We start from the raw sequence: 19,228 nt of genomic DNA on the forward strand, positions 1-19,228 counted from the left end.
TTCTGAACAGGGTCCTGCTCCGTGGTTGAAGTCGTAAAGCAAGGCGGGCCCGTCATTGGCCGGCTGGTGGTGGTGGGCCTGGGCCTGATTGGCGGCTCGTTCGCCAAGGGCCTGCGCGAAAGTGGCCTGTGCCGCGAGGTGGTCGGTGTCGACCTGGACCCGCAATCGCGCAAGCTGGCGGTCGAGCTGGGTGTGGTCGACCGTTGTGAAGAGGACCTGGCAGCGGCCTGTGTCGGGGCTGACATGATCCAGCTGGCGGTGCCGATCCTGGCCATGGAAAAGCTCCTGGCGCGCCTGGCGCAGCTTGACCTGGGTGCGGCGGTGCTGACTGATGTGGGCAGCGCCAAGGGCAACGTGGTGCGTGCTGCGCGCGAAGCCTTTGCCGAGAAACTGCCGCGTTTCGTACCTGGCCATCCGATCGCGGGCTCCGAGCAGAGTGGGGTGGAGGCCTCCAATGCCGCCCTGTTCCGTCGTCACAAGGTGATTCTCACGCCGCTGGCAGAAACCGACCCGGCCGCCCTGGCTCTGGTCGATCGCCTGTGGCGTGCACTGGATGCCGATGTCGAGCACATGCAGGTGGAGCGCCACGACGAAGTGCTGGCGGCAACCAGTCATCTGCCGCATCTGCTGGCTTTCGGCCTGGTCGATTCGCTGGCCAAGCGCAATGAAAACCTCGATATCTTCCGTTACGCTGCCGGTGGGTTCCGCGATTTCACAAGAATCGCCGGAAGCGACCCGGTCATGTGGCATGACATCTTCCTCGCCAATCGCGAGGCTGTCCTGCGCACACTGGATACATTTCGCAGCGACCTCGACGCCTTGCGCGACGCGGTCGATGCAGGGGATGGGCACCAGCTGCTGGGCGTTTTCACCCGCGCCCGGGTTGCCCGCGAGCATTTCAGTAAAATCCTGGCCCGTCGGGCCTATGTGGACGCTATGAACTCCAACGACCTGATTTTCCTGGCACAACCTGGTGGCCGCCTGTCCGGCCGTATTCGCGTACCAGGCGACAAATCGATTTCTCACCGCTCGATCATGCTCGGCTCCCTGGCCGAAGGCACCACCGAGGTGGAAGGCTTCCTCGAGGGTGAGGATGCGCTGGCGACCCTGCAGGCGTTCCGCGACATGGGCGTGGTCATCGAAGGCCCGCACCATGGTCGCGTGACCATTCACGGGGTGGGGCTCAATGGCCTCAAGCCGCCGCCTGGCCCGATCTACCTGGGCAACTCGGGTACCTCGATGCGCCTGCTGTCCGGCCTGCTGGCCGCGCAGCCGTTCGACACCGTGCTGACCGGCGATGCTTCGCTGTCCAAGCGCCCGATGAACCGTGTGGCCAACCCGCTGCGCGAAATGGGTGCGGTCATCGAGACCGCCGCCGAGGGCCGTCCGCCGATGACCATCCGCGGTGGCCATACGCTCAAGGCGCTGGATTACAAACTGCCGATGGCCAGTGCCCAGGTCAAATCCTGCCTGTTGCTGGCCGGCCTGTATGCCCAGGGCAAGACTACCGTCACCGAGCCTGCGCCTACCCGTGACCATACCGAGCGCATGCTGCGCGGTTTTGGCTACAGCGTGAGCGTCGATGGCCCTACCGCCTCGCTGGAGTCCGGTGGCAAGCTGACCGCCACCCATATCGAGGTGCCGGCCGATATCTCCTCCGCGGCCTTCTTCCTGGTCGCGGCCTCGATTGCCGAGGGTTCGGAGCTGGTACTGGAGCACGTCGGCATCAACCCGACCCGCACTGGTGTCATCGACATTCTGCAGCTGATGGGCGGCGACATCACCCTGGAAAACCAGCGTGAAGTCGGCGGCGAGCCGGTAGCCGACCTGCGAGTGCGCGGCGCCAGGCTCAAGGGTATCGAGATTCCGGAGCACCTGGTGCCCCTGGCGATCGACGAGTTCCCGGTGCTGTTCGTGGCTGCGGCCTGTGCCGAAGGGCGTACCGTGCTGCGCGGCGCCGAAGAGCTGCGGGTGAAGGAGTCGGATCGCATCCAGGTCATGGCCGACGGCCTGCTGGCGCTGGGCGTGAAGTGCGAACCTACCCCGGACGGCATCATCATCGACGGCGGCAGCATCGGTGGTGGCGAAGTGCATGGGCATGGCGACCACCGTATCTCCATGGCCTTCAGCGTCGCCTCGCTGCGCGCTTGCGCGCCGATTCGCATCCATGACTGTGCCAACGTCGCCACCTCGTTCCCCAACTTCCTCGCGCTGTGTGCCGAAGTCGGCATCCGCGTAGCTGAAGAGGGCAAGTCGTGAACGCGCTGGCACCGGTCATCACCATCGACGGGCCTAGCGGTTCTGGCAAGGGTACCGTTGCCGGCATGCTGGCCCGCGAGCTGGGCTGGAAGCTGCTGGATTCCGGGGCTCTGTACCGCCTCCTGGCATTCGCCGCCGGCAACCACGGTGTCGACCTGACCAATGAAGAACTGCTGGTCAAGCTGGCCGCCCATCTGGACGTGCAGTTCATCGCCGCCGAGCCGGGCAAGTTGCAGCAGATCATCCTCGAGGGGGATGATGTGAGCAATGTGATCCGTACCGAAACCGTGGGCGCTGGCGCATCGATGGTGGCTTCGCTGCCGGCGGTGCGTGATGCGCTGCTGCAGCGCCAGCGGGCGTTTCAGGAGTCTCCCGGTCTGATCGCCGATGGGCGCGACATGGGGACGGTGGTGTTTCCAGACGCGCCCTTGAAGATTTTTCTCACGGCCAGCGCCGAGGAGCGGGCGCGTCGTCGTTACTTGCAGTTGAAGGGCAAGGGCGATGATGTTAGTCTGTCGAGTCTGCTAGATGAGATACGTGCGCGTGATGAGCGTGACACCCAGCGCGCAGTGGCCCCGCTCAAGCCGGCGGCCGATGCAATCCAGCTGGATTCCACGGAATTGTCCATCGAACAGGTGTTGCAACGCATCAGAAGCGAGATCGCACTTCGCGATATCGCCTGATACAGGGCGGCATGCAGGGGCACCAGTCAACGTCCTGCAGGCTTTCCCTTTATATGAACGAAACCCACATTGTCTGGAATGTGGCTGATGGGCGTATGTCTCGCCCTAATCTACAGGAATTAAAATGAGCGAAAGCTTTGCAGAACTCTTTGAAGAAAGCCTGAAAACCCTCAACCTTCAACCAGGTGCGATCATCACCGGTATCGTTGTCGATATCGACGGTGACTGGGTTACTGTCCACGCCGGTCTGAAGTCCGAGGGCGTCATCCCGCTCGAGCAGTTCTACAACGAAGCTGGCGAGCTGACCATCAAGGTCGGTGACGAAGTTCACGTTGCGCTGGACGCGGTCGAAGACGGCTTTGGCGAAACCAAGCTGTCCCGTGAAAAAGCCAAGCGCGCCGAGTGCTGGATTGTTCTGGAAGCAGCTTTCGCCGCCGAAGAAGTGGTCAAGGGCGTTATCAACGGTAAGGTTAAAGGCGGCTTCACTGTCGACGTTAACGGTATCCGTGCGTTCCTGCCGGGCTCCCTGGTTGATGTCCGCCCAGTGCGCGACACCACCCACCTCGAAGGCAAAGAGCTGGAATTCAAGGTCATCAAGCTGGACCAGAAGCGCAACAACGTTGTCGTTTCCCGTCGCAGTGTCCTGGAAGCCGAAAACAGCGCCGAGCGCGAAGCTCTGCTGGAATCGCTGCAGGAAGGCCAGCAAGTCAAAGGTATCGTCAAGAACCTCACCGACTACGGCGCATTCGTTGACCTGGGCGGCGTTGATGGCCTGCTGCACATCACCGACATGGCCTGGAAGCGTATCAAGCACCCGTCGGAAATCGTCAACGTTGGCGACGAGATCGACGTCAAGGTACTGAAGTACGATCGTGAGCGTAACCGCGTTTCGCTGGGCCTGAAGCAACTGGGCGAAGACCCATGGGTTGCTATCAAGGCACGTTACCCAGAAAGCACCCGCGTCATGGCGCGCGTCACCAACCTGACCGACTACGGCTGCTTCGCAGAGCTGGAAGAAGGCGTGGAAGGCCTGGTACACGTTTCCGAAATGGACTGGACCAACAAGAACATCCACCCTTCGAAAGTCGTACAAGTCGGCGACGAAGTGGAAGTCATGGTTCTGGACATCGACGAAGAGCGTCGGCGTATCTCCCTGGGCATCAAGCAGTGCAAGTCGAACCCATGGGAAGACTTCTCTGGCCAGTTCAACAAGGGCGACAAGATCTCCGGCACCATCAAGTCGATCACCGATTTCGGTATCTTCATTGGTCTGGACGGCGGCATCGACGGTCTGGTTCACCTGTCCGACATCTCCTGGAACGAAGTGGGCGAAGAAGCCGTACGTCGCTTCAAGAAGGGCGACGAACTGGACACCGTCATCCTGTCGGTTGACCCAGAGCGCGAGCGTATCTCCCTGGGTATCAAGCAACTGGAAGACGATCCGTTCTCCAACTACGTTGCTGTCAACGACAAAGGCGCTATCGTAAAAGGTATCGTTAAAGAAGTTGACGCCAAGGGCGCTATCATCACCCTGGCCGACGATATCGAAGCCACTCTGAAAGCTTCCGAAATCAGCCGTGACCGCGTTGAAGACGCGCGTAACGTCCTGAAGGAAGGCGAAGAAGTTGAAGCCAAGATCATCAGCGTTGACCGCAAGAGCCGCGTAATCAACCTCTCCATCAAGTCGAAAGACGATGCTGAAGAGAAAGAAGCAATCCAGAGCCTGAAAGCCGCTCCGGAAGCTGCCGCCGATACCACCATGGCTGCACTGCTGCGCGAAGCAATGGCCAAACAGAACTGAGTTCTGCTTGATCATTAAAAAGGGCGACTTCGGTCGCCCTTTTTTGTGCCTGCGATTCATGCCTGTTTGCCGATGAGTCTGCAGGGGGGGCCATGCCTTCCTGTGTTCCGCCAGGGCGGATTCGTCCACGTCAGGGCGAAGCAAATGCGCCAATCCCTTGCCCCGCCTCACCTGCGGGCAGCGGCACTCACTTGTCACCCTTGTGTGCAAATCTTGAAAATTTTATTAAGTCAAGAACCACCCTGTTCAAATCAGCTAGGGCGTGCTACAAACAGAGTAAGCAATGATCTAGCTGCTTGATAAAGAAGGGAAAAATATGACGAAGTCGGAGCTGATCGAACGTATTGTCACCCATCAAGGGCTGCTTTCATCGAAGGATGTGGAGCTGGCCATCAAGACCATGCTTGAGCAGATGTCCCAGTGCCTGGCTACAGGGGATCGAATCGAGATCCGCGGCTTTGGCAGCTTCTCGCTGCATTACCGGGCGCCGCGCCTGGGTCGTAACCCGAAGACGGGGCAGTCGGTGAGTCTGGACGGCAAGTTCGTGCCGCATTTCAAGCCCGGTAAAGAGTTGCGTGATCGGGTCAACGATGAGGAGGAGGGCGCATGATGGCCGCTGAGCAAGGAGCAAGTCATGCGTAACCTCAAGCGTGTAGTGCTGGCGCTGGTGGTGCTGGCCGTTGCGGCGGTGGTGCTGCTGTTTGTGCTGGAGAACCAGCAGTCGGTGGCATTGGTGCTGTTTGGGTGGGCTGCGCCGGCGTTGCCGTTGTCGGTTGTGGTGCTGGTAGCCCTGGTGGGTGGGTTGCTGGTTGGGCCGGTGATGGGGGCATATGTTGCAGTGCGTGCCAGAAGTCGTGCCCGGCGTATGAGTCGGTAACGCAGCTCATCTGGCTGTAAAATGCAGAATCTTCCTACAGCTATTGAGCGAAGATGCCACGTGGCGGCGGCGATCTTTTATGGGGTAATGGCGCTCCATTGAATACCCTGGAATGGGCCGCGCATGTTTTACTCTCGATTCCTCATCACCGCGCTATCTATGGCGTTTCAGCCTATTATCAAGCCCTCCTTCCTCTCTGTTTCTCCTCTCTTTTGGTTTGCGCATCGGTATCCGCGGGATGGCCGCTCGGGCCCGCTGTCTACCTCGCATTCATCTGGCGATTGATCATGCTTTCAACCGTCATGCTGCAGCAGATTATGCATGGCACATGCTGAGCTCGATGCCGGCTACGTACTGCCCTAAGTATTGCCATTGTGCATCGGCATGTGAGCCAGGTGGTTGAAAGTAGTGTTGTGGCTTTTGCTTTTGCGCTGGGAACTTATCTGAATGTTGACTTATCAGATACCTCTGCATCGGTGCCGCATGCGCGTAAAGAAAATGTCGTCGACACCAGGCAGGATGTCAAAAACGTCACTAAGCTATGATTTATTAAAGAATTATATGTAAATGACATCATTTTGCTATCTGCCGTTTTACTGACCTTCCAATCTTAAATGGTTGGTTTCAAAAGAAAATGGACCCAGGGAACCAAAAAATAAATGTCCAACGACCGTGAACGAGTGATCAGAGATGATGAAATTGATCTTGTGGAGCTGATGGCTCGATTGTGGCGGCATAGGCTATTGGTTCTCGTGACGACACTTCTGGTGGGGGCAATTGCTGTGGCATACAGCATGCTTGTAACTCCGATCTACGAAGCTAAGGTATTTGTGCAGCCTCCCACTCAAAATGATATTGCTCATTTCAACTATGGTCGCGGTGGTAGTTCGGGATTGATTATGCTGTCAGTAAAAGACATCTCCGATGTGTACTCGCGTGCGTTGCAGTCCGAGTCATTACGACGTGAATTTTTTGAGTCGAATTACCTGCCTTGGTCGGCTCAGCGAGAGGGCGCGCGCTCCCTAGATGATCTTTACAACCAGATGAGCAAGGTGCTGGTGCTAGAGCTTGTGAATCCCGACTCGCCAGGTCGTTACTCTATTGCCGTCAAGCTATCCGATCCGCACTTGGCTGCACAGTGGGCGATGCGCTATGTGCAAATGGCAGGAGAGCGCGCGAAGAGCGAGGTGCTCAAGGATGTGAAGGCTGACGCTATGGTCAAGGCAAATAACCTTGAGCGGCAGATTGCCTTGGCGCGCGAGACTGGGGTGCACAAGCGAGAGGACCGAATCGCGCAACTCAAGGAGGCGCTGGTTATCGCCAAGTCCATTGGGTTGGTAAGACCGCCGATCATCAGCGGAGATATCGCCAAGGAGCTGTCCGCAAATATGGACGGGGCGCTGACCTATATGCGTGGAAGCGAGGCGCTGGAGGCGGAAATCAGTAATTTGGAGCGGCGGAGCTCGGACGATCCTTTTATCTCTAAATTGCGTGAGCAACAGGCTGATTTCGAGTTCTATCAGTCGTTGACGGTCGATCCGGCCACTGTAGAGGTCTATCGGCAGGATGGAGGGGTCGAGTCGCCTGATATGCCAGTCAATCCGAAGAAGGCGTTGATCATATTGCTGGGTGTTTTGGTTGGTCTATTCTTGGGGGCGATCTTGGCGCTGTTGAAGCATGTATGGTTGAGCAATCACGGCGTACGTTCTTGGATGAAGGGTGCCTGACACGTCCAGTATGGAGCGCGGCGCGATTAGGTGGCACAATGCATGCAAATGATGCGGCAGTGTGCCCTGTGGCTCTATTCGGCGAGTTCGCCGATAGTGTATAGGTGCTTGTCTGTCAGACACGGTACGTATATTTCAGCCAGAGCAGGTTTAAATGTGACAAGTGTTTCCCGTATACCCCCGGTCATCACACAAGGTGAATTTGATTTTCTGGCGACCGCCCAGGTGGTTTGGCAGCAGAAAAAATTGATCGTCGCTTCCTCGCTGATGTTCGCTGCGCTGGGGGCCATCTACGCTTTTACAGCCACGCCAGAGTACGAAACCAGTGCAGCGCTGCGTTCTGTTCCACTGAATGATCTGGATGCATTGAATCGTTCAGGTGTCTACTCGCTGTCGCCGGATGAGGCGCTGATGCGGGTTGCCTCTGCTCTGGACTCCTATGAGGTCCGCCTTGGCTTCTATCAGGCCAATCCGCAGTTGCAAGAACAGTTTGTTGCGGCCTACGGTGCGCCAGCGCACGCTTTCGAGAGGTTTAACCGCGATTTGCAGATGAAGGTGCAGACGGACGTTCAGAAGCCTGCCGCGTTCTCCACAAGTGTAAGTATGCAGATGCGCTACCCGCAGGGCATCAATGGCCCTGACGCGCTCAACGGACTGATTGAATACGCAATTGATAACGAGCGCCGACACATTTCTGACGACCTAAAGGTTATCGTCAGCAATCGGCTGGCTGAAGTAGATGCGAAGCTAGCTGCTGCACGCAGTAACTATGATGCTACGAAGCAGGGGCGAATCGCCGAGTTGCTAGAGGCTGATCGTCTGAAGCGCGCGCAGTTGCAGGATGAGTTGAAGGCGTTGCGTGCCCAGCTCAAGCTGCTGAGGGAGGACCGTATTGCCCAGTTGAATGAGGCCATCACAATAGCGCGTTCCCTGGGTTTGAAGAGGCCTTCAACGCCTTCTTCCATGGCCAATAGCGATTCCTCCGGTACGATAAATCGAACCGAGGTCACCAACCAGCAGATCCCTCTGTACTTCATGGGTGTAGATGCACTGGAGGCGGAGCGCCAGGTAATGCGCCGTCGTGAGTCGGACGATTTTTCCGATCCCAAGGTTGCACAGATTCGCAAGCAGCTCTTGGTGCTCGCCAATAATCGCGAGGTCGAAGTATTGCGCAAGCGCGATAATGATGAGCTGTTTCTGAAAGGAATCGAGTCTCTGCGTGCCGAGCGAGTGCGACTTGAGGGTATGGGAGCGGACGCTAGCAGCATGCGATTGGTAAGCATTGATCAGCCTGCGGTGGTACCAGTGGCGCCAGTGCAACCGAAAAAGTTGATAGTGATATTGATGGGCTTGGTAGTAGGTGGCGTCTTCGGCATTTTTCTGGCGATTATGCGAAATGTGCTTGTCGTGCGTCGCCTTCATCTTTCACAAGAGGTTTCAATGGCGGTGCCTGTGGTCGCCAAGACGCAGGCGCCTTCGTTGCCTGAGAGTGGTCGGTAGGTCGTAGATGGTCTCTAAGCTCGAGTGCGCAGGCTCCATCGCGGCATTTTGCCTGCTCGGCTTCGGTGGGGTTCTTCTAGCGAAAACCCCATGGTGGAAGTAATCGCTCTTGCGTTAGGAAGTTCCAGATATTGGGTGTCGTGCGCAATAGGTGATGCATCGAGGGTGGTCTGATAAGCGATGTGATCCATTTGGGTGAATGTTTCCTTGGTTGGGATGAGTCTGGTCGATAGTTGTTTTAACTGGACAGTTACTCAGGCAATCATCGCTACTGGGCGGGGTATAGGGTCTGTTTATCCAAGGCTCCTATTGCTCTCGCGTAAGCCCTCTACCGCTCCGTGGGGTAGGTTGACAGAGCGGGGCAATGGAGAAGCGTTCTGTCTTTGTGTATAGTGGTTCGAAAATTTTGTGCTGCATAAAGCTCGCTTTTGATGCTTTGTGCAGCGTTGGTGCTGGAGCCGCGGCAGCAGGGCTATTGGTGAGCCTTGCATGGCGACATGGCCCTGGACGTCCCGGCCGCTGAGCCCTCTCGAGCAAGCAGGGGCGACGGGTCGCATGGGGTGCCGATCAGGCCGCATCTTACGATCAGTTGAGTCGCTGCGCCAAGGTCCCTTGGCGAGCTTCTTCGATGGTACATTCATATCTTTGTCGCCCCTGAGCAAGTGTCAGGGAAAGAGACTTTAAGGGTTTAACGATGACTACAGTTTTGGTGACCGGCGCTGACGGATTTATCGGCTCGCATTTGACCGAGTTGCTGGTGCGTGAAGGTTATAAGGTTAAGGCGCTTTCCCAATATAACTCATTCAACTATTGGGGCTGGCTTGAAGACGTTGACTGTCTTTCGCAGATTGAGGTGCTTAACGGCGACGTGAGGGATCCTCACTATTGCAAGCACATTACAAAAGATGTGGATATTGTCTTTCACCTAGCGGCACTCATTGCCATTCCATACTCGTATGTTGCCCCTGACAGCTACGTGGATACCAATGTCAAGGGGACCCTGAACATCTGCCAGGCTGCGCTGGAGAACGGCGTCAAGCGCATCATTCACACGTCCACAAGCGAAGTGTACGGTACCGCACAGTATGTGCCGATCGATGAGAAGCATCCGCTTCAGGCACAATCGCCTTACAGTGCGTCAAAAATTGGTGCCGATGCGATGGCGATGAGCTTTTTCAATGCCTTTGATCTGCCGTTGACCATCGCTCGTCCGTTCAATACCTATGGCCCTCGCCAGTCTGCTCGGGCAGTTATTCCGACCATCATCAGTCAGATCGCCGCCGGCCAGAAGCAGATCAAGCTGGGCGACGTAACCCCTACTCGCGACTTCAACTATGTTGCTGATACTTGCCGAGGATTCCTTGAGCTTGCGCGCTGCGAGCGTGCGATCGGTGAAACCGTCAACATCGGTTCGAATTTCGAGATTTCCGTTGGTGACACCCTCAGCCTGATCCGTGAGCTGATGGGCAGTGACGTCGAGTTTCTGACGGACGATCAGCGCATTCGTCCAGAAAAGTCCGAGGTTTTCCGTCTGTGGTGTGACAACTCCAAGATTCATGGTTTGACCGGATTCAAGCCTGAGTACTCCATTCGCCAAGGTCTGGAAAAGACGGTGGAATGGTTCTCGCAGCCACAGAATCTGGCCAAATACAAAGCCAATATCTATAACGTTTGAGGTTCGGTATGTTCGACTCGCTTGTCAGGTTTGTACGCGAACAATATCGCACCAATGAATTCATACCGTTGCACGCGCCGGTATTTGGGGGCAACGAGCAGCAGTATGTGGCCGATACAATCACGTCTACGTTTGTCTCCAGCGTAGGTGCCTTTGTTGATCGCTTCGAACGTGACATGCAGAGCTACACAGGAAGCCCGCGGGCAGTTGCAACCGTCAATGGAACCGCTGCGCTGCACATTGCGTTGTTGCTCGCGGGTGTCAAACCCGGTGAGCTGGTGATTACCCAGTCGCTGACGTTTGTGGCTACCTGCAATGCCATCGCCTATTGTGGGGCACAGCCGGTGTTTGTGGATGTGGACCGTGAAACTCTGGGCCTTTCTCCATCGGCGCTCGCGGTGTGGCTCGAGGCCGAGGCGTTCATCGATGCCGACGGCCAGTGCCGTCTGAAAAAGGATGAACGAGTCATCAGGGCCTGCTTGCCGATGCACACCTTCGGTCATCCGGTGGCCCTGGATGAGTTGGTCGATGTGTGTCGTCGCTGGGGGCTTGCATTGGTCGAAGATGCTGCCGAATCGCTGGGCAGCACCTACAAGGGGCAGCATACCGGCACCTTCGGTCTGATCGGCACCCTGAGCTTCAACGGTAACAAGGTCATCACTACCGGTGGTGGCGGCATGCTGTTGGCAGGCGAGGCTCTCGGGAATAAGGCCAAACACTTGACCACAACCGCCAAGCAGCCACATCCCTACGAGTACGTGCATGATGAGGTGGGTTACAACTATCGCTTGCCGAATATCAACGCGGCTTTGGGTTGTGCTCAGCTCGAGCAACTCGATGCATTCCTAGAAGCCAAGCGCGCTTTGGCGATGCGCTACGCTGATGAACTGGCCGGTAGCGACTTGCAATTTGTGCTCGAGCCCGAGGGCTGTCGTTCCAATTACTGGTTGAATGCGGTTGTCTGCCAGGATCTGGAGCAGCGGGATGCGCTGCTCAAGGCCACCAATGACAGCGGTGTGATGACGCGCCCTATATGGCGCCTGATGAATCATCTGCCGGCTTACCGCGAGTGCATCTCCGGGGATTTGAGCAATGCCCAGTGGCTTGAGGCCAGGGTGGTGAACCTGCCCAGCAGCGTGCCCGCCGGTGGAGCTTCATGAGTCGGCGCATCGCCGTATTCACCGGTACCAGGGCAGAGTACGGCCTTCTGTATTGGCTGATGAAGGAGATCCAGGCCAGTTCGTCGCTGGAACTGCAGGTTATTGTTAGTTGCATGCACCTGTCTCCGGAGTTTGGTAATACCTGGCAGCAGATTAAAGACGATGGTTTCGTCATCGACGCCAAGGTCGAAATGCTGCTGTCATCCAACACCGATGTCGGTACGGTCAAGTCTATGGGCCTGGGTACGCTGGGTTTTGCTGATGCGCTTGATCGACTGCGGCCTGACATCCTAGTGGTGTTGGGCGACAGGTTTGAGGCACTAAGTATCGTTCAGGCTGCCTTGATCATGCGAATTCCGATCGCCCATCTGCATGGTGGTGAGGTTACCGAAGGGGCCTATGATGACGCGATTCGGCACGCTATAAGCAAGATGGCCTATCTGCATTTCGTCGCGGCGCACCCCTATCGTCAACGCGTCATCCAGATGGGCGAAGCGCCAGAGCGTGTGTTCAATGTAGGGGCTGTGGGTCTGGATCATATCAAGCGCACGCCCGTTCTGTCCGAGCCTGAGCTGGCAGAGACGTTGTCGTTTGATTTCAACTCGCCGTTTCTGCTGGTGACCTATCATCCGGTAACGCTTCTGAAAGAAGACCCTGCCTCCAGTTTCGCTGCGCTACTGGGAGCACTGGACGAATTTTCCGATTACGGTGTAGTGCTCACCTATCCCAACGCCGATAATGGCGGACGGGATCTCATTCCCATGATTGAAGATTATGCGGCTTCCAATCCCGGTCGTGTACTGGCGATCCCGTCGCTGGGTTTTCGCCGTTATCTCAGTGTGGTGGGCAAGGCCGCAGCGGTTGTGGGCAACTCGTCCAGTGGGCTCATTGAGGTGCCGTCCTTCGGTGTGCCGACCGTGAATATCGGTGCGCGCCAGCAAGGTCGTCTGTGTGCAGAGTCCGTCGTCCACTGTCTACCGGAAAAAGCGTGTATTGTCGCCGCCCTTGAAACGGCTTTGAGTCAACCTTTTTCAGCCGCTTGCAAGCAAGTTGAAAACCCTTATGGACAAGGCGATGCTGCCAAGCAGATCGTGCAGATCCTCGAAACTTGTGACGTCTCAGGTCACAAGTCATTTCATGATTTGAGTTGACGTATGAAAAAATTAAACGAGGAAGGCGTATACGTTATTGCCGAGGCCGGCGTTAACCACAATGGGCAGCGCGATCTGGCTTTTCAATTGGTCGAGTTGGCCGCGCGCGCAGGCGCGGACGCGGTAAAGTTTCAGACCTTCGATGCTCGGAAGCTGGCGTCGGCCACTGCACCCAAGGCGCTTTATCAGCAGAAGACCACCGATGCTGCTGAAAGTCAGTTAGCCATGCTTCAAAAATTGGAATTGCCCAGAGCTTGGCATGCGGACCTGCAGGCGCATGCGAAGGCCAAGGGAATCGAGTTCATCAGTACCGCTTTCGATGGGGACAGTCTCGAATTTCTGTGTACGCTGGACATACCGTTCTTCAAGATACCATCCGGTGAGCTGACCAATGGCCCGCTGCTGTGGCAGTTTGCGCGTACGGGCAAACCACTGATTCTTTCCACTGGTATGGCGACATTGAGTGAGGTGGAGCAGGGGCTGGCTATCATCGCGCACGCTTTGGCCAATGATCAGGAGCCTCTGGGCATGGATCAGGTTTGGCGTTGCTGGAGCAAAGCCCAGGCGCGGGAGCGTCTGAAGGGGCATGTGACCTTGCTTCACTGCACCTCGCAGTATCCAACGCCGCTTACGGAAGTGAACCTGCGGGCGATGGATACCCTGCAACACGCCTTTGGTCTAGAGGTCGGTTACTCTGATCATACTCAGGGCTTGTTGATTCCGCTGGCAGCTGTCGCCCGCGGCGCGAAAGTGATTGAAAAACACTTCACCTTGGACCGAACGATGTCTGGCCCGGATCACAAGGCTTCTCTGGAGCCGACCGAGCTCGCCGAGATGGTTGCGCAGATCCGCGGTCTGGAGCAAGCGCTGGGCTCGTCCTCAAAGTCACCGCAACCCAGTGAATGGGATACACGTAATGCCGCACGTCAGCAAGTGGTGGTTACGCGAGATATCGTAGCCGGTGAGCGATTTGCTCGTACTGACCTGGCTACCGCGCGTTGTGGTGGGGGGCTGCCGGCTACTGCCTTGTGGGGAATGGTCGGTATAGCGGCTTCGCGCGACTATCGAGCCGGCGAGGCAGTTGAATGATGACGGCGCTGATGGATGGCACATCGTGTCCGGTGCTTCTGCTCGGGGCAGGTGGGCATGCCAAAGTGCTGTTGTCTTTGCTGCGCGCGGTGGGGGTCGACGTACTTGGTGTTTGTGATCCCGCTCTTGCTGCGGCTTCTATTGCGTCCTGGCGTGGCGTGAATGTCCTGGGTGGGGATGAGGTGCTCGAACAGTTTGATGTTGAGCAAGTCGGACTGGTCAACGGCATCGGTCAGGTACTGGGTTCGTCACTTCGCCGGGATATTTTTTTTAAGTTGACCGCACGAGGCTTTCACTTTCCGTCGCTCGTTCATCCCTCTGCCTGGGTTGACCCGAGTGTGAAGTTGGGCGACGGGGTACAGGTCATGGCGGGTGCAATTATCCAGGCCGATACTGCGATTGGTGTTAACTCGATTATAAATACCGGGGTCAGAATTGATCACGACTGTATACTTGGCAGCCATGTTCACTTGGCCCCATCCGCAGTGCTGTGTGGAGGTGTCAGCGTGGCAAGTGAGTCCTTCATCGGAGCCGGCTCCGTGACCATACAAGGCGTATCGATAGGTCAGTGCGGTATCGTCGGAGCGGGTGCTACCTTGGTAAAAGACCTACCCGCAGGTCATGTGGTAACGAGTGCGTCAGTACGAATCCATGAATCGAAATATGTGAGTCGGCCAGAAAAAACATGAAACCACTAGATCAGCAACTCTGGCGCAAAGTGTTGCTTGCCCAGGGCTCGAGTATTCAGCAGGCGATCAGCAACCTGGATGCTTCCGGGTTGCAAATCGCGCTCGTCGTTTGTCCGCAAGGTCGCTTGCAAGGGAGTGTCACCGACGGTGATGTCAGGCGCGGCTTGCTGCGTGGGCTTGAACTCGGCAGCCCTGTGGAGCAGATCATGGCGCTCAATCCGTTGGTTGTTCCGCCTGAGATGGCGCGCGATATGGTTCTGCACCTGATGCACGCCAACAAGGTCCATCAACTACCGATCATAGATGCAGAACGTCGCGTTGTGGGCTTGCACCTGTGGGATGAAGTGCTGGAACCTGCTGAACGCGAAAACACAATGGTGATCATGGCCGGTGGCTTGGGCAAGCGATTGCTGCCACTCACTGAAGACTGTCCCAAACCTATGTTGCCGGTAGGCGGCAGGCCCATGCTCGAGTTGATCATCGAGCGCGCGAAGGCAGATGGTTTCGTCAATTTCATTGTGTCTGTGCATTACCTCGGGCATATGATCGAGGACTATTTTGGAGATGGCCACAAGTGGGGGGTGAAGATCACTTACCTTCATGAGGACTCACCTCTTGGCACTGCGGGCGCTATCAGTTTGTTGTCGCCGCGCCCAACCCTGCCGTTCCTTGTAACGAATGGCGATGTATTGAGTGATATACGCTACGGTGAAATTCTTGATTTCCACCTAAGACATGGAGCGTTGGCAACAATGGCAGTTAGGCTTCATGAGTGGCAGAACCCATTCGGGGTGATTCGTACGGAGGGCATCAAAATCGTTGGTTTTGATGAAAAGCCTATCTATAAAACTCATGTGAATGCCGGTATCTACGTCTTGGACCCTGCAGCACTTGACGAGTTGGTTGTGGGCGGTCAATGCGACATGCCTACGCTGTTCGAGCGTGTCCAGCAGAAGGGCGAAAGTACGATTGCATACCCGATGCACGAGCCTTGGCTTGATGTGGGGCGTCCTGACGACCTGCAACTGGCTCGTAATAAGTATCCTGTCTAGTTGTTGATTTTTCTCTTGGAGAGTTACGTTGAAGATTTCCCCTAACGCGTCTTTTGATCTATCGAAGTTTTCTCTGCCCAAAGGCGAGCTTGAGGTTTTTTACGGCCTGCCGCGGGATGTCAAGTTTTGCAAAATCTGCAACATGTCCAACCAGCAGCCGATGTCGAGCAACGAGTACGCGCATAGCCATAGCTCAACCAAGACAACACTGAGCTTTGACGAAAATGGCGTGTGCCATGCCTGTAACTTCAACAAGCTCAAGGAAACAGGTGAAATCGACTGGGCCGAACGCGAGCGCGAGCTTGTGGAACTGTGCAATCAGTACCGCAAGAACGACGGCTCCTACGACTGCATCGTGGGCGGTAGCGGTGGCAAGGACAGCGCGATGCAGTCCCACCTGTTGAAGTACAAGTACGGTATGAATCCACTGACCGTGACCTGGTCCCCGCACCTGTACACCGATATCGGCTGGAAGAACTTTCAGAATTGGTTGCACGTTGGTGGGTTTGACAACTTCCTGTACACGCCCAACGGTAAGATCCATCGTTTGCTGACCCGCAATGCGACGATCAACCTGCTACACCCGTTCCAGCCGTTCATCCTCGGCCAGAAGACATTTGTGGCTAAAATGGCCGCCAAGTTTAATATTCCACTGATTTTTTACGGGGAAATGCCGGGTGAGTACGGTGAGAAGATTTCTCACAAGACCTCCAGCTATGCCGCGAAAGATCAGAAAGTTGAAAGTGAAGGTTTCTCGCTCGACTACCTGGGCGACAAGGACATTCGCGATGTATACCTGGGTGGCAAAGCCATTGGTGAATACCTTGACGACGGCGTGCCTATGGTCGACCTTGCCAGCTATCTGCCAATGGCGCCCGACGTACTCGAGAAGAAAGGTATCGACTTCAAGTACCTGGGGTACTACACCAAGTGGGTCCCTCAGGAAGCCTACTACTACGCGGTGGAACACACCGGTTTCGAGGCCAATCCGGTACGTACCGAAGGCACCTACTCCAAATACAACAGCCTCGATGACAAGGTTGATGGTTTCTTCTATTTCACACGCTGGATCAAGTTCGGTGTCGGCCGCACGATGATGGATTCCGCCCAAGAGATTCGTAATCATCACATCGACAAGGACGAAGCAATCGCGCTGATGCAGCGTTATGAGGGTGAATACCCTTCACGCTATGAAAAAGAGTTTCTAGATTACATCAGCATGACGCGTGAAGAGTTCTTGGCAACCTGCGACAAGTTCCGCTCGCCGCACCTTTGGCATGTTGTCGATGGCGAGTGGAAACTTCGCTACACCCCTTGGGCTCCGCAGGGCAACGCTTAATGAGTAACACCCGCCTTATTGCTCGACTCGATGTAAAGGGCAAGGACCTGATCAAGGGTATTCACCTCGAAGGGTTACGCAAAATCGGTGTGCCTAACGATTTTGCCATACGCTATTACGAGCAGGGTATCGATGAACTTATCTACATGGATTGCGTTGCGAGCCTTTATGGGCGCAACAGCCTGAGCGAGTTGATCGAGAACACGGCAAGAAACGTGTTCATTCCCCTTACTGTCGGTGGTGGCGTACGGTCGGTGGATGACGTTGCGCATCTGCTGCGTTGTGGCGCCGACAAGGTGGCGGTCAATACCGCCGCGGTTGCCAGGCCGGGATTGATTACCGAGATCGCCCGCCGTTTCGGCAGCCAGTGCATGGTACTTTCGGTCGAGGCCAAAAGCGTGGGTATGCAGCGTTGGGAAGTATTTACCGATAACGGCCGCGAATCCACTGGCAAGGATCTATTGGAGTGGGTGCGTGAAGCTGCCCGGCTCGGTGCTGGCGAAGTGCTGTTGACTTCCGTGGACCGTGAAGGGACACGCAAGGGGTTCGACCTTGAACTGGTCACGGCTGTTACCGAGGCTGTGGACATTCCCGTGATCGCCAGTGGCGGCATGGGCAGCTCCGCGCATGCGATCAGTGTGGTAGGGGCGGGGGCGGACGCCGTGGCTATGGCTGACATCCTGCATTACCAACGTGCTTGCATCGCTGATATTCGGCGTGACGTTTCTGCTGCTGGTGTACGGGTGCGGTCCTATGAGTGAAGTTGTTACGGTTATTGATTATGGCGTTGGCAACCTGTTCAGTGTCCGACGGGCGCTCGAGCATTGCGGCGCTACGGTCAACGTGGTGTCTGATCCAGACAGGTTAAAAGACTCCACCAAAGTCCTGCTACCTGGTGTGGGTGCCTTTGCTGATGCCATGGGCAACCTGGCTGCCAATGGCATGCACCAGGCGATTATCGAGTTCGCAAGCTCCGGGCGGCCGCTGATGGGTATCTGCCTGGGCATGCAATTGTTGCTCGATAGCAGCTGCGAGCATGGTCACTCCTTTGGGCTGGGTTTGATTCCAGGGGCGGTCGAGCCTATCCCTACCCTCGACAGCAATGGGCAGCGCTCGAAGGTGCCGCATATCGGCTGGTCCAGCCTCACATTCCCGTCAGGCCGAACGAGCTGGGAGCAAACCCCATTGGCATCGGTCAATCCTGAAAGCAGTGCGGTTTACTTCGTCCATTCGTACATGGCTGTTCCTACCGATCCTTCCCACCGGATTGCCAATTGCCAGCATGACGATACTTTCGTTGCTGCTGTGATAGGCCACAATAATGTGTGGGGCGCACAGTTCCATCCCGAAAAGAGTGGCAAGGTAGGTCTTTCTATCCTTTCCAGCTTTGTGGCAATGCAATGAAGATTCTTGCAGTAGTACCGGCCAGAGGCGGCTCGAAGCGGTTGCCCGGAAAGAATATCAAGTTGCTGGGTGGGCGGCCGTTAATTGGCTGGACTATCGAGGCTGCGTTGCAAAGCGACGCGACCTGTGCAGTGCTGGTTTCGACCGATGATGCTCAGATCGGCGCTGTTGCGCAGGCCTTCGGCGCAAGCGTGCCGGGATTGAGGCCTGCGCACCTGGCCACGGATACAGCGACGAGTGTCGACGTTGTACTGCATGCTCTCGACGTATATGAGTCAGATCATGGTCAGGTAGATGGAGTGTTGCTATTGCAGCCTACATCTCCGTTTCGCACTGCAGAGTCGATACGCCGAGCGGTCGCACTGTTCCGGGAAGATGTCTCTCGCCCGCTGGTCAGTGTGTGTGCCGCCAGCACGCACCCCGCCTGGTGCTTCAGGCTCGAAGGCGATTCCATGGAGCCTTTTCTGGGGTGGGAAAATCTCTCCAGGAGGTCCCAGGACCTTGAGCCTGCTTGGACGCTCAGCGGTTCGATCTACCTGATTGCCCCCGATGTGCTACGTGAGCACAGGCGTTTCGTGCTGCCCGGCACGGTGCCGATGATGGTTTACGACAACCTCGAGTCAATTGATATCGATACCCCTGAAGACTGGAGCGCGGCGCTGCTGGCCTTGGAGAGCCTGTCATCGACGGAGCCAGTGGGCGCGCGAGGGGATTGAGTTGGTTTGGGCATGCTGGATTTATGCTCAATCAAGGCAGGCACGCAGCGCTGCTGTCTGAGCTGTGGGTGCGTTTTTGCGCCATGGGCTGTTCAAGCAGTCTGAC

The 19,228-nt window shown here is 56.4% G+C and carries 17 protein-coding genes; all 17 read left to right on the top strand.

The features are described from left to right. Window positions 1-21 precede the first annotated feature (21 nt). Entirely contained in the window at window positions 22-2,259 is a 2,238-nt protein-coding gene (locus tag DN387_RS03020; RefSeq protein ID WP_054915856.1) for a bifunctional prephenate dehydrogenase/3-phosphoshikimate 1-carboxyvinyltransferase, read from the top strand. Next, on the top strand, window positions 2,256-2,942 hold the full coding sequence (gene cmk, locus DN387_RS03025; protein ID WP_043862679.1) for a (d)CMP kinase: 687 nt from the start codon (window positions 2,256-2,258) through the stop codon (window positions 2,940-2,942). Before DN387_RS03020 ends, cmk begins: the two co-directional genes overlap by 4 nt. A 124-nt stretch (window positions 2,943-3,066) precedes the next feature. Further along, on the top strand, window positions 3,067-4,743 hold the full coding sequence (gene rpsA / locus DN387_RS03030; RefSeq protein WP_043862680.1) for a 30S ribosomal protein S1: 1,677 nt from the start codon (window positions 3,067-3,069) through the stop codon (window positions 4,741-4,743). Between the two features lie 316 nt (window positions 4,744-5,059). After that, a complete protein-coding gene (gene ihfB, locus DN387_RS03035; protein ID WP_043862681.1) occupies window positions 5,060-5,353 on the top strand; it encodes an integration host factor subunit beta in 294 nt (97 codons plus the stop codon). 24 nt (window positions 5,354-5,377) lie between these two features. Further along, window positions 5,378-5,620, top strand: a complete 243-nt coding sequence (locus tag DN387_RS03040) for a lipopolysaccharide assembly protein LapA domain-containing protein (RefSeq protein WP_043862682.1) — start codon at window positions 5,378-5,380, stop codon at window positions 5,618-5,620. Between the two features lie 659 nt (window positions 5,621-6,279). After that, window positions 6,280-7,347 (top strand): Wzz/FepE/Etk N-terminal domain-containing protein, encoded by a 1,068-nt coding sequence (locus DN387_RS03045; protein ID WP_043862683.1) that lies wholly within the window; start codon window positions 6,280-6,282, stop codon window positions 7,345-7,347. A 156-nt stretch (window positions 7,348-7,503) separates the two neighbouring features. Beyond that, window positions 7,504-8,847, top strand: coding sequence for a Wzz/FepE/Etk N-terminal domain-containing protein (locus DN387_RS03050; protein ID WP_054915875.1), 1,344 nt, complete (start codon window positions 7,504-7,506; stop codon window positions 8,845-8,847). 694 nt (window positions 8,848-9,541) lie between these two features. Continuing rightward, window positions 9,542-10,522: an NAD-dependent 4,6-dehydratase LegB gene (locus DN387_RS03055; protein WP_043862684.1), complete on the top strand. Its 981-nt coding sequence runs from the start codon at window positions 9,542-9,544 to the stop codon at window positions 10,520-10,522. A gap of 8 nt (window positions 10,523-10,530) precedes the next feature. After that, window positions 10,531-11,682, top strand: a complete 1,152-nt coding sequence (locus DN387_RS03060; RefSeq protein ID WP_043862685.1) for a LegC family aminotransferase — start codon at window positions 10,531-10,533, stop codon at window positions 11,680-11,682. Continuing rightward, on the top strand, window positions 11,679-12,833 hold the full coding sequence (neuC, locus tag DN387_RS03065) for a UDP-N-acetylglucosamine 2-epimerase (protein ID WP_054915854.1): 1,155 nt from the start codon (window positions 11,679-11,681) through the stop codon (window positions 12,831-12,833). The genes DN387_RS03060 and neuC overlap by 4 nt, the downstream gene beginning before the upstream one ends. Window positions 12,834-12,836: 3 nt before the next feature. After that, complete coding sequence (neuB, locus tag DN387_RS03070) at window positions 12,837-13,922, top strand: N-acetylneuraminate synthase (RefSeq protein ID WP_043862687.1); 1,086 nt, start codon at window positions 12,837-12,839, stop codon at window positions 13,920-13,922. Then, window positions 13,922-14,611: an acetyltransferase gene (locus DN387_RS03075; protein WP_235384276.1), complete on the top strand. Its 690-nt coding sequence runs from the start codon at window positions 13,922-13,924 to the stop codon at window positions 14,609-14,611. Before neuB ends, DN387_RS03075 begins: the two co-directional genes overlap by 1 nt. Further along, window positions 14,608-15,663: a nucleotidyltransferase family protein gene (locus tag DN387_RS03080; RefSeq protein WP_054915853.1), complete on the top strand. Its 1,056-nt coding sequence runs from the start codon at window positions 14,608-14,610 to the stop codon at window positions 15,661-15,663. The genes DN387_RS03075 and DN387_RS03080 overlap by 4 nt, the downstream gene beginning before the upstream one ends. 28 nt (window positions 15,664-15,691) lie before the next feature. Beyond that, complete coding sequence (locus tag DN387_RS03085; RefSeq protein WP_054915852.1) at window positions 15,692-17,002, top strand: N-acetyl sugar amidotransferase; 1,311 nt, start codon at window positions 15,692-15,694, stop codon at window positions 17,000-17,002. Then, complete coding sequence (gene hisF, locus DN387_RS03090) at window positions 17,002-17,763, top strand: imidazole glycerol phosphate synthase subunit HisF (protein ID WP_054915851.1); 762 nt, start codon at window positions 17,002-17,004, stop codon at window positions 17,761-17,763. Before DN387_RS03085 ends, hisF begins: the two co-directional genes overlap by 1 nt. Beyond that, window positions 17,756-18,406 (top strand): imidazole glycerol phosphate synthase subunit HisH, encoded by a 651-nt coding sequence (gene hisH / locus DN387_RS03095; protein WP_043862691.1) that lies wholly within the window; start codon window positions 17,756-17,758, stop codon window positions 18,404-18,406. The genes hisF and hisH overlap by 8 nt, the downstream gene beginning before the upstream one ends. After that, window positions 18,403-19,122 (top strand): acylneuraminate cytidylyltransferase family protein, encoded by a 720-nt coding sequence (locus DN387_RS03100; RefSeq protein ID WP_054915850.1) that lies wholly within the window; start codon window positions 18,403-18,405, stop codon window positions 19,120-19,122. Before hisH ends, DN387_RS03100 begins: the two co-directional genes overlap by 4 nt. Window positions 19,123-19,228: the final 106 nt, after the last annotated feature.

The organism is Pseudomonas sp. FBF18, assembly GCF_024261405.1.
Classification (GTDB): domain Bacteria; phylum Pseudomonadota; class Gammaproteobacteria; order Pseudomonadales; family Pseudomonadaceae; genus Aquipseudomonas; species Aquipseudomonas palmensis.

What these genes read in the sequence shown, in the direction of transcription:
- rpsA (WP_043862680.1), top strand. Translation starts at nt 3,067, where the DNA reads ATGAGCGAAAGCTTTGCAGAACTCTTTGAAGAAAGCCTGAAAACCCTC.
- ihfB (WP_043862681.1), top strand. Translation starts at nt 5,060, where the DNA reads ATGACGAAGTCGGAGCTGATCGAACGTATTGTCACCCATCAAGGGCTG.
- DN387_RS03040 (WP_043862682.1), top strand. Translation starts at nt 5,378, where the DNA reads ATGCGTAACCTCAAGCGTGTAGTGCTGGCGCTGGTGGTGCTGGCCGTT.
- DN387_RS03045 (WP_043862683.1), top strand. Translation starts at nt 6,280, where the DNA reads ATGTCCAACGACCGTGAACGAGTGATCAGAGATGATGAAATTGATCTT.
- DN387_RS03055 (WP_043862684.1), top strand. Translation starts at nt 9,542, where the DNA reads ATGACTACAGTTTTGGTGACCGGCGCTGACGGATTTATCGGCTCGCAT.
- DN387_RS03060 (WP_043862685.1), top strand. Translation starts at nt 10,531, where the DNA reads ATGTTCGACTCGCTTGTCAGGTTTGTACGCGAACAATATCGCACCAAT.
- neuC (WP_054915854.1), top strand. Translation starts at nt 11,679, where the DNA reads ATGAGTCGGCGCATCGCCGTATTCACCGGTACCAGGGCAGAGTACGGC.
- neuB (WP_043862687.1), top strand. Translation starts at nt 12,837, where the DNA reads ATGAAAAAATTAAACGAGGAAGGCGTATACGTTATTGCCGAGGCCGGC.
- DN387_RS03075 (WP_235384276.1), top strand. Translation starts at nt 13,922, where the DNA reads ATGACGGCGCTGATGGATGGCACATCGTGTCCGGTGCTTCTGCTCGGG.
- DN387_RS03080 (WP_054915853.1), top strand. Translation starts at nt 14,608, where the DNA reads ATGAAACCACTAGATCAGCAACTCTGGCGCAAAGTGTTGCTTGCCCAG.
- hisF (WP_054915851.1), top strand. Translation starts at nt 17,002, where the DNA reads ATGAGTAACACCCGCCTTATTGCTCGACTCGATGTAAAGGGCAAGGAC.
- hisH (WP_043862691.1), top strand. Translation starts at nt 17,756, where the DNA reads ATGAGTGAAGTTGTTACGGTTATTGATTATGGCGTTGGCAACCTGTTC.
- DN387_RS03100 (WP_054915850.1), top strand. Translation starts at nt 18,403, where the DNA reads ATGAAGATTCTTGCAGTAGTACCGGCCAGAGGCGGCTCGAAGCGGTTG.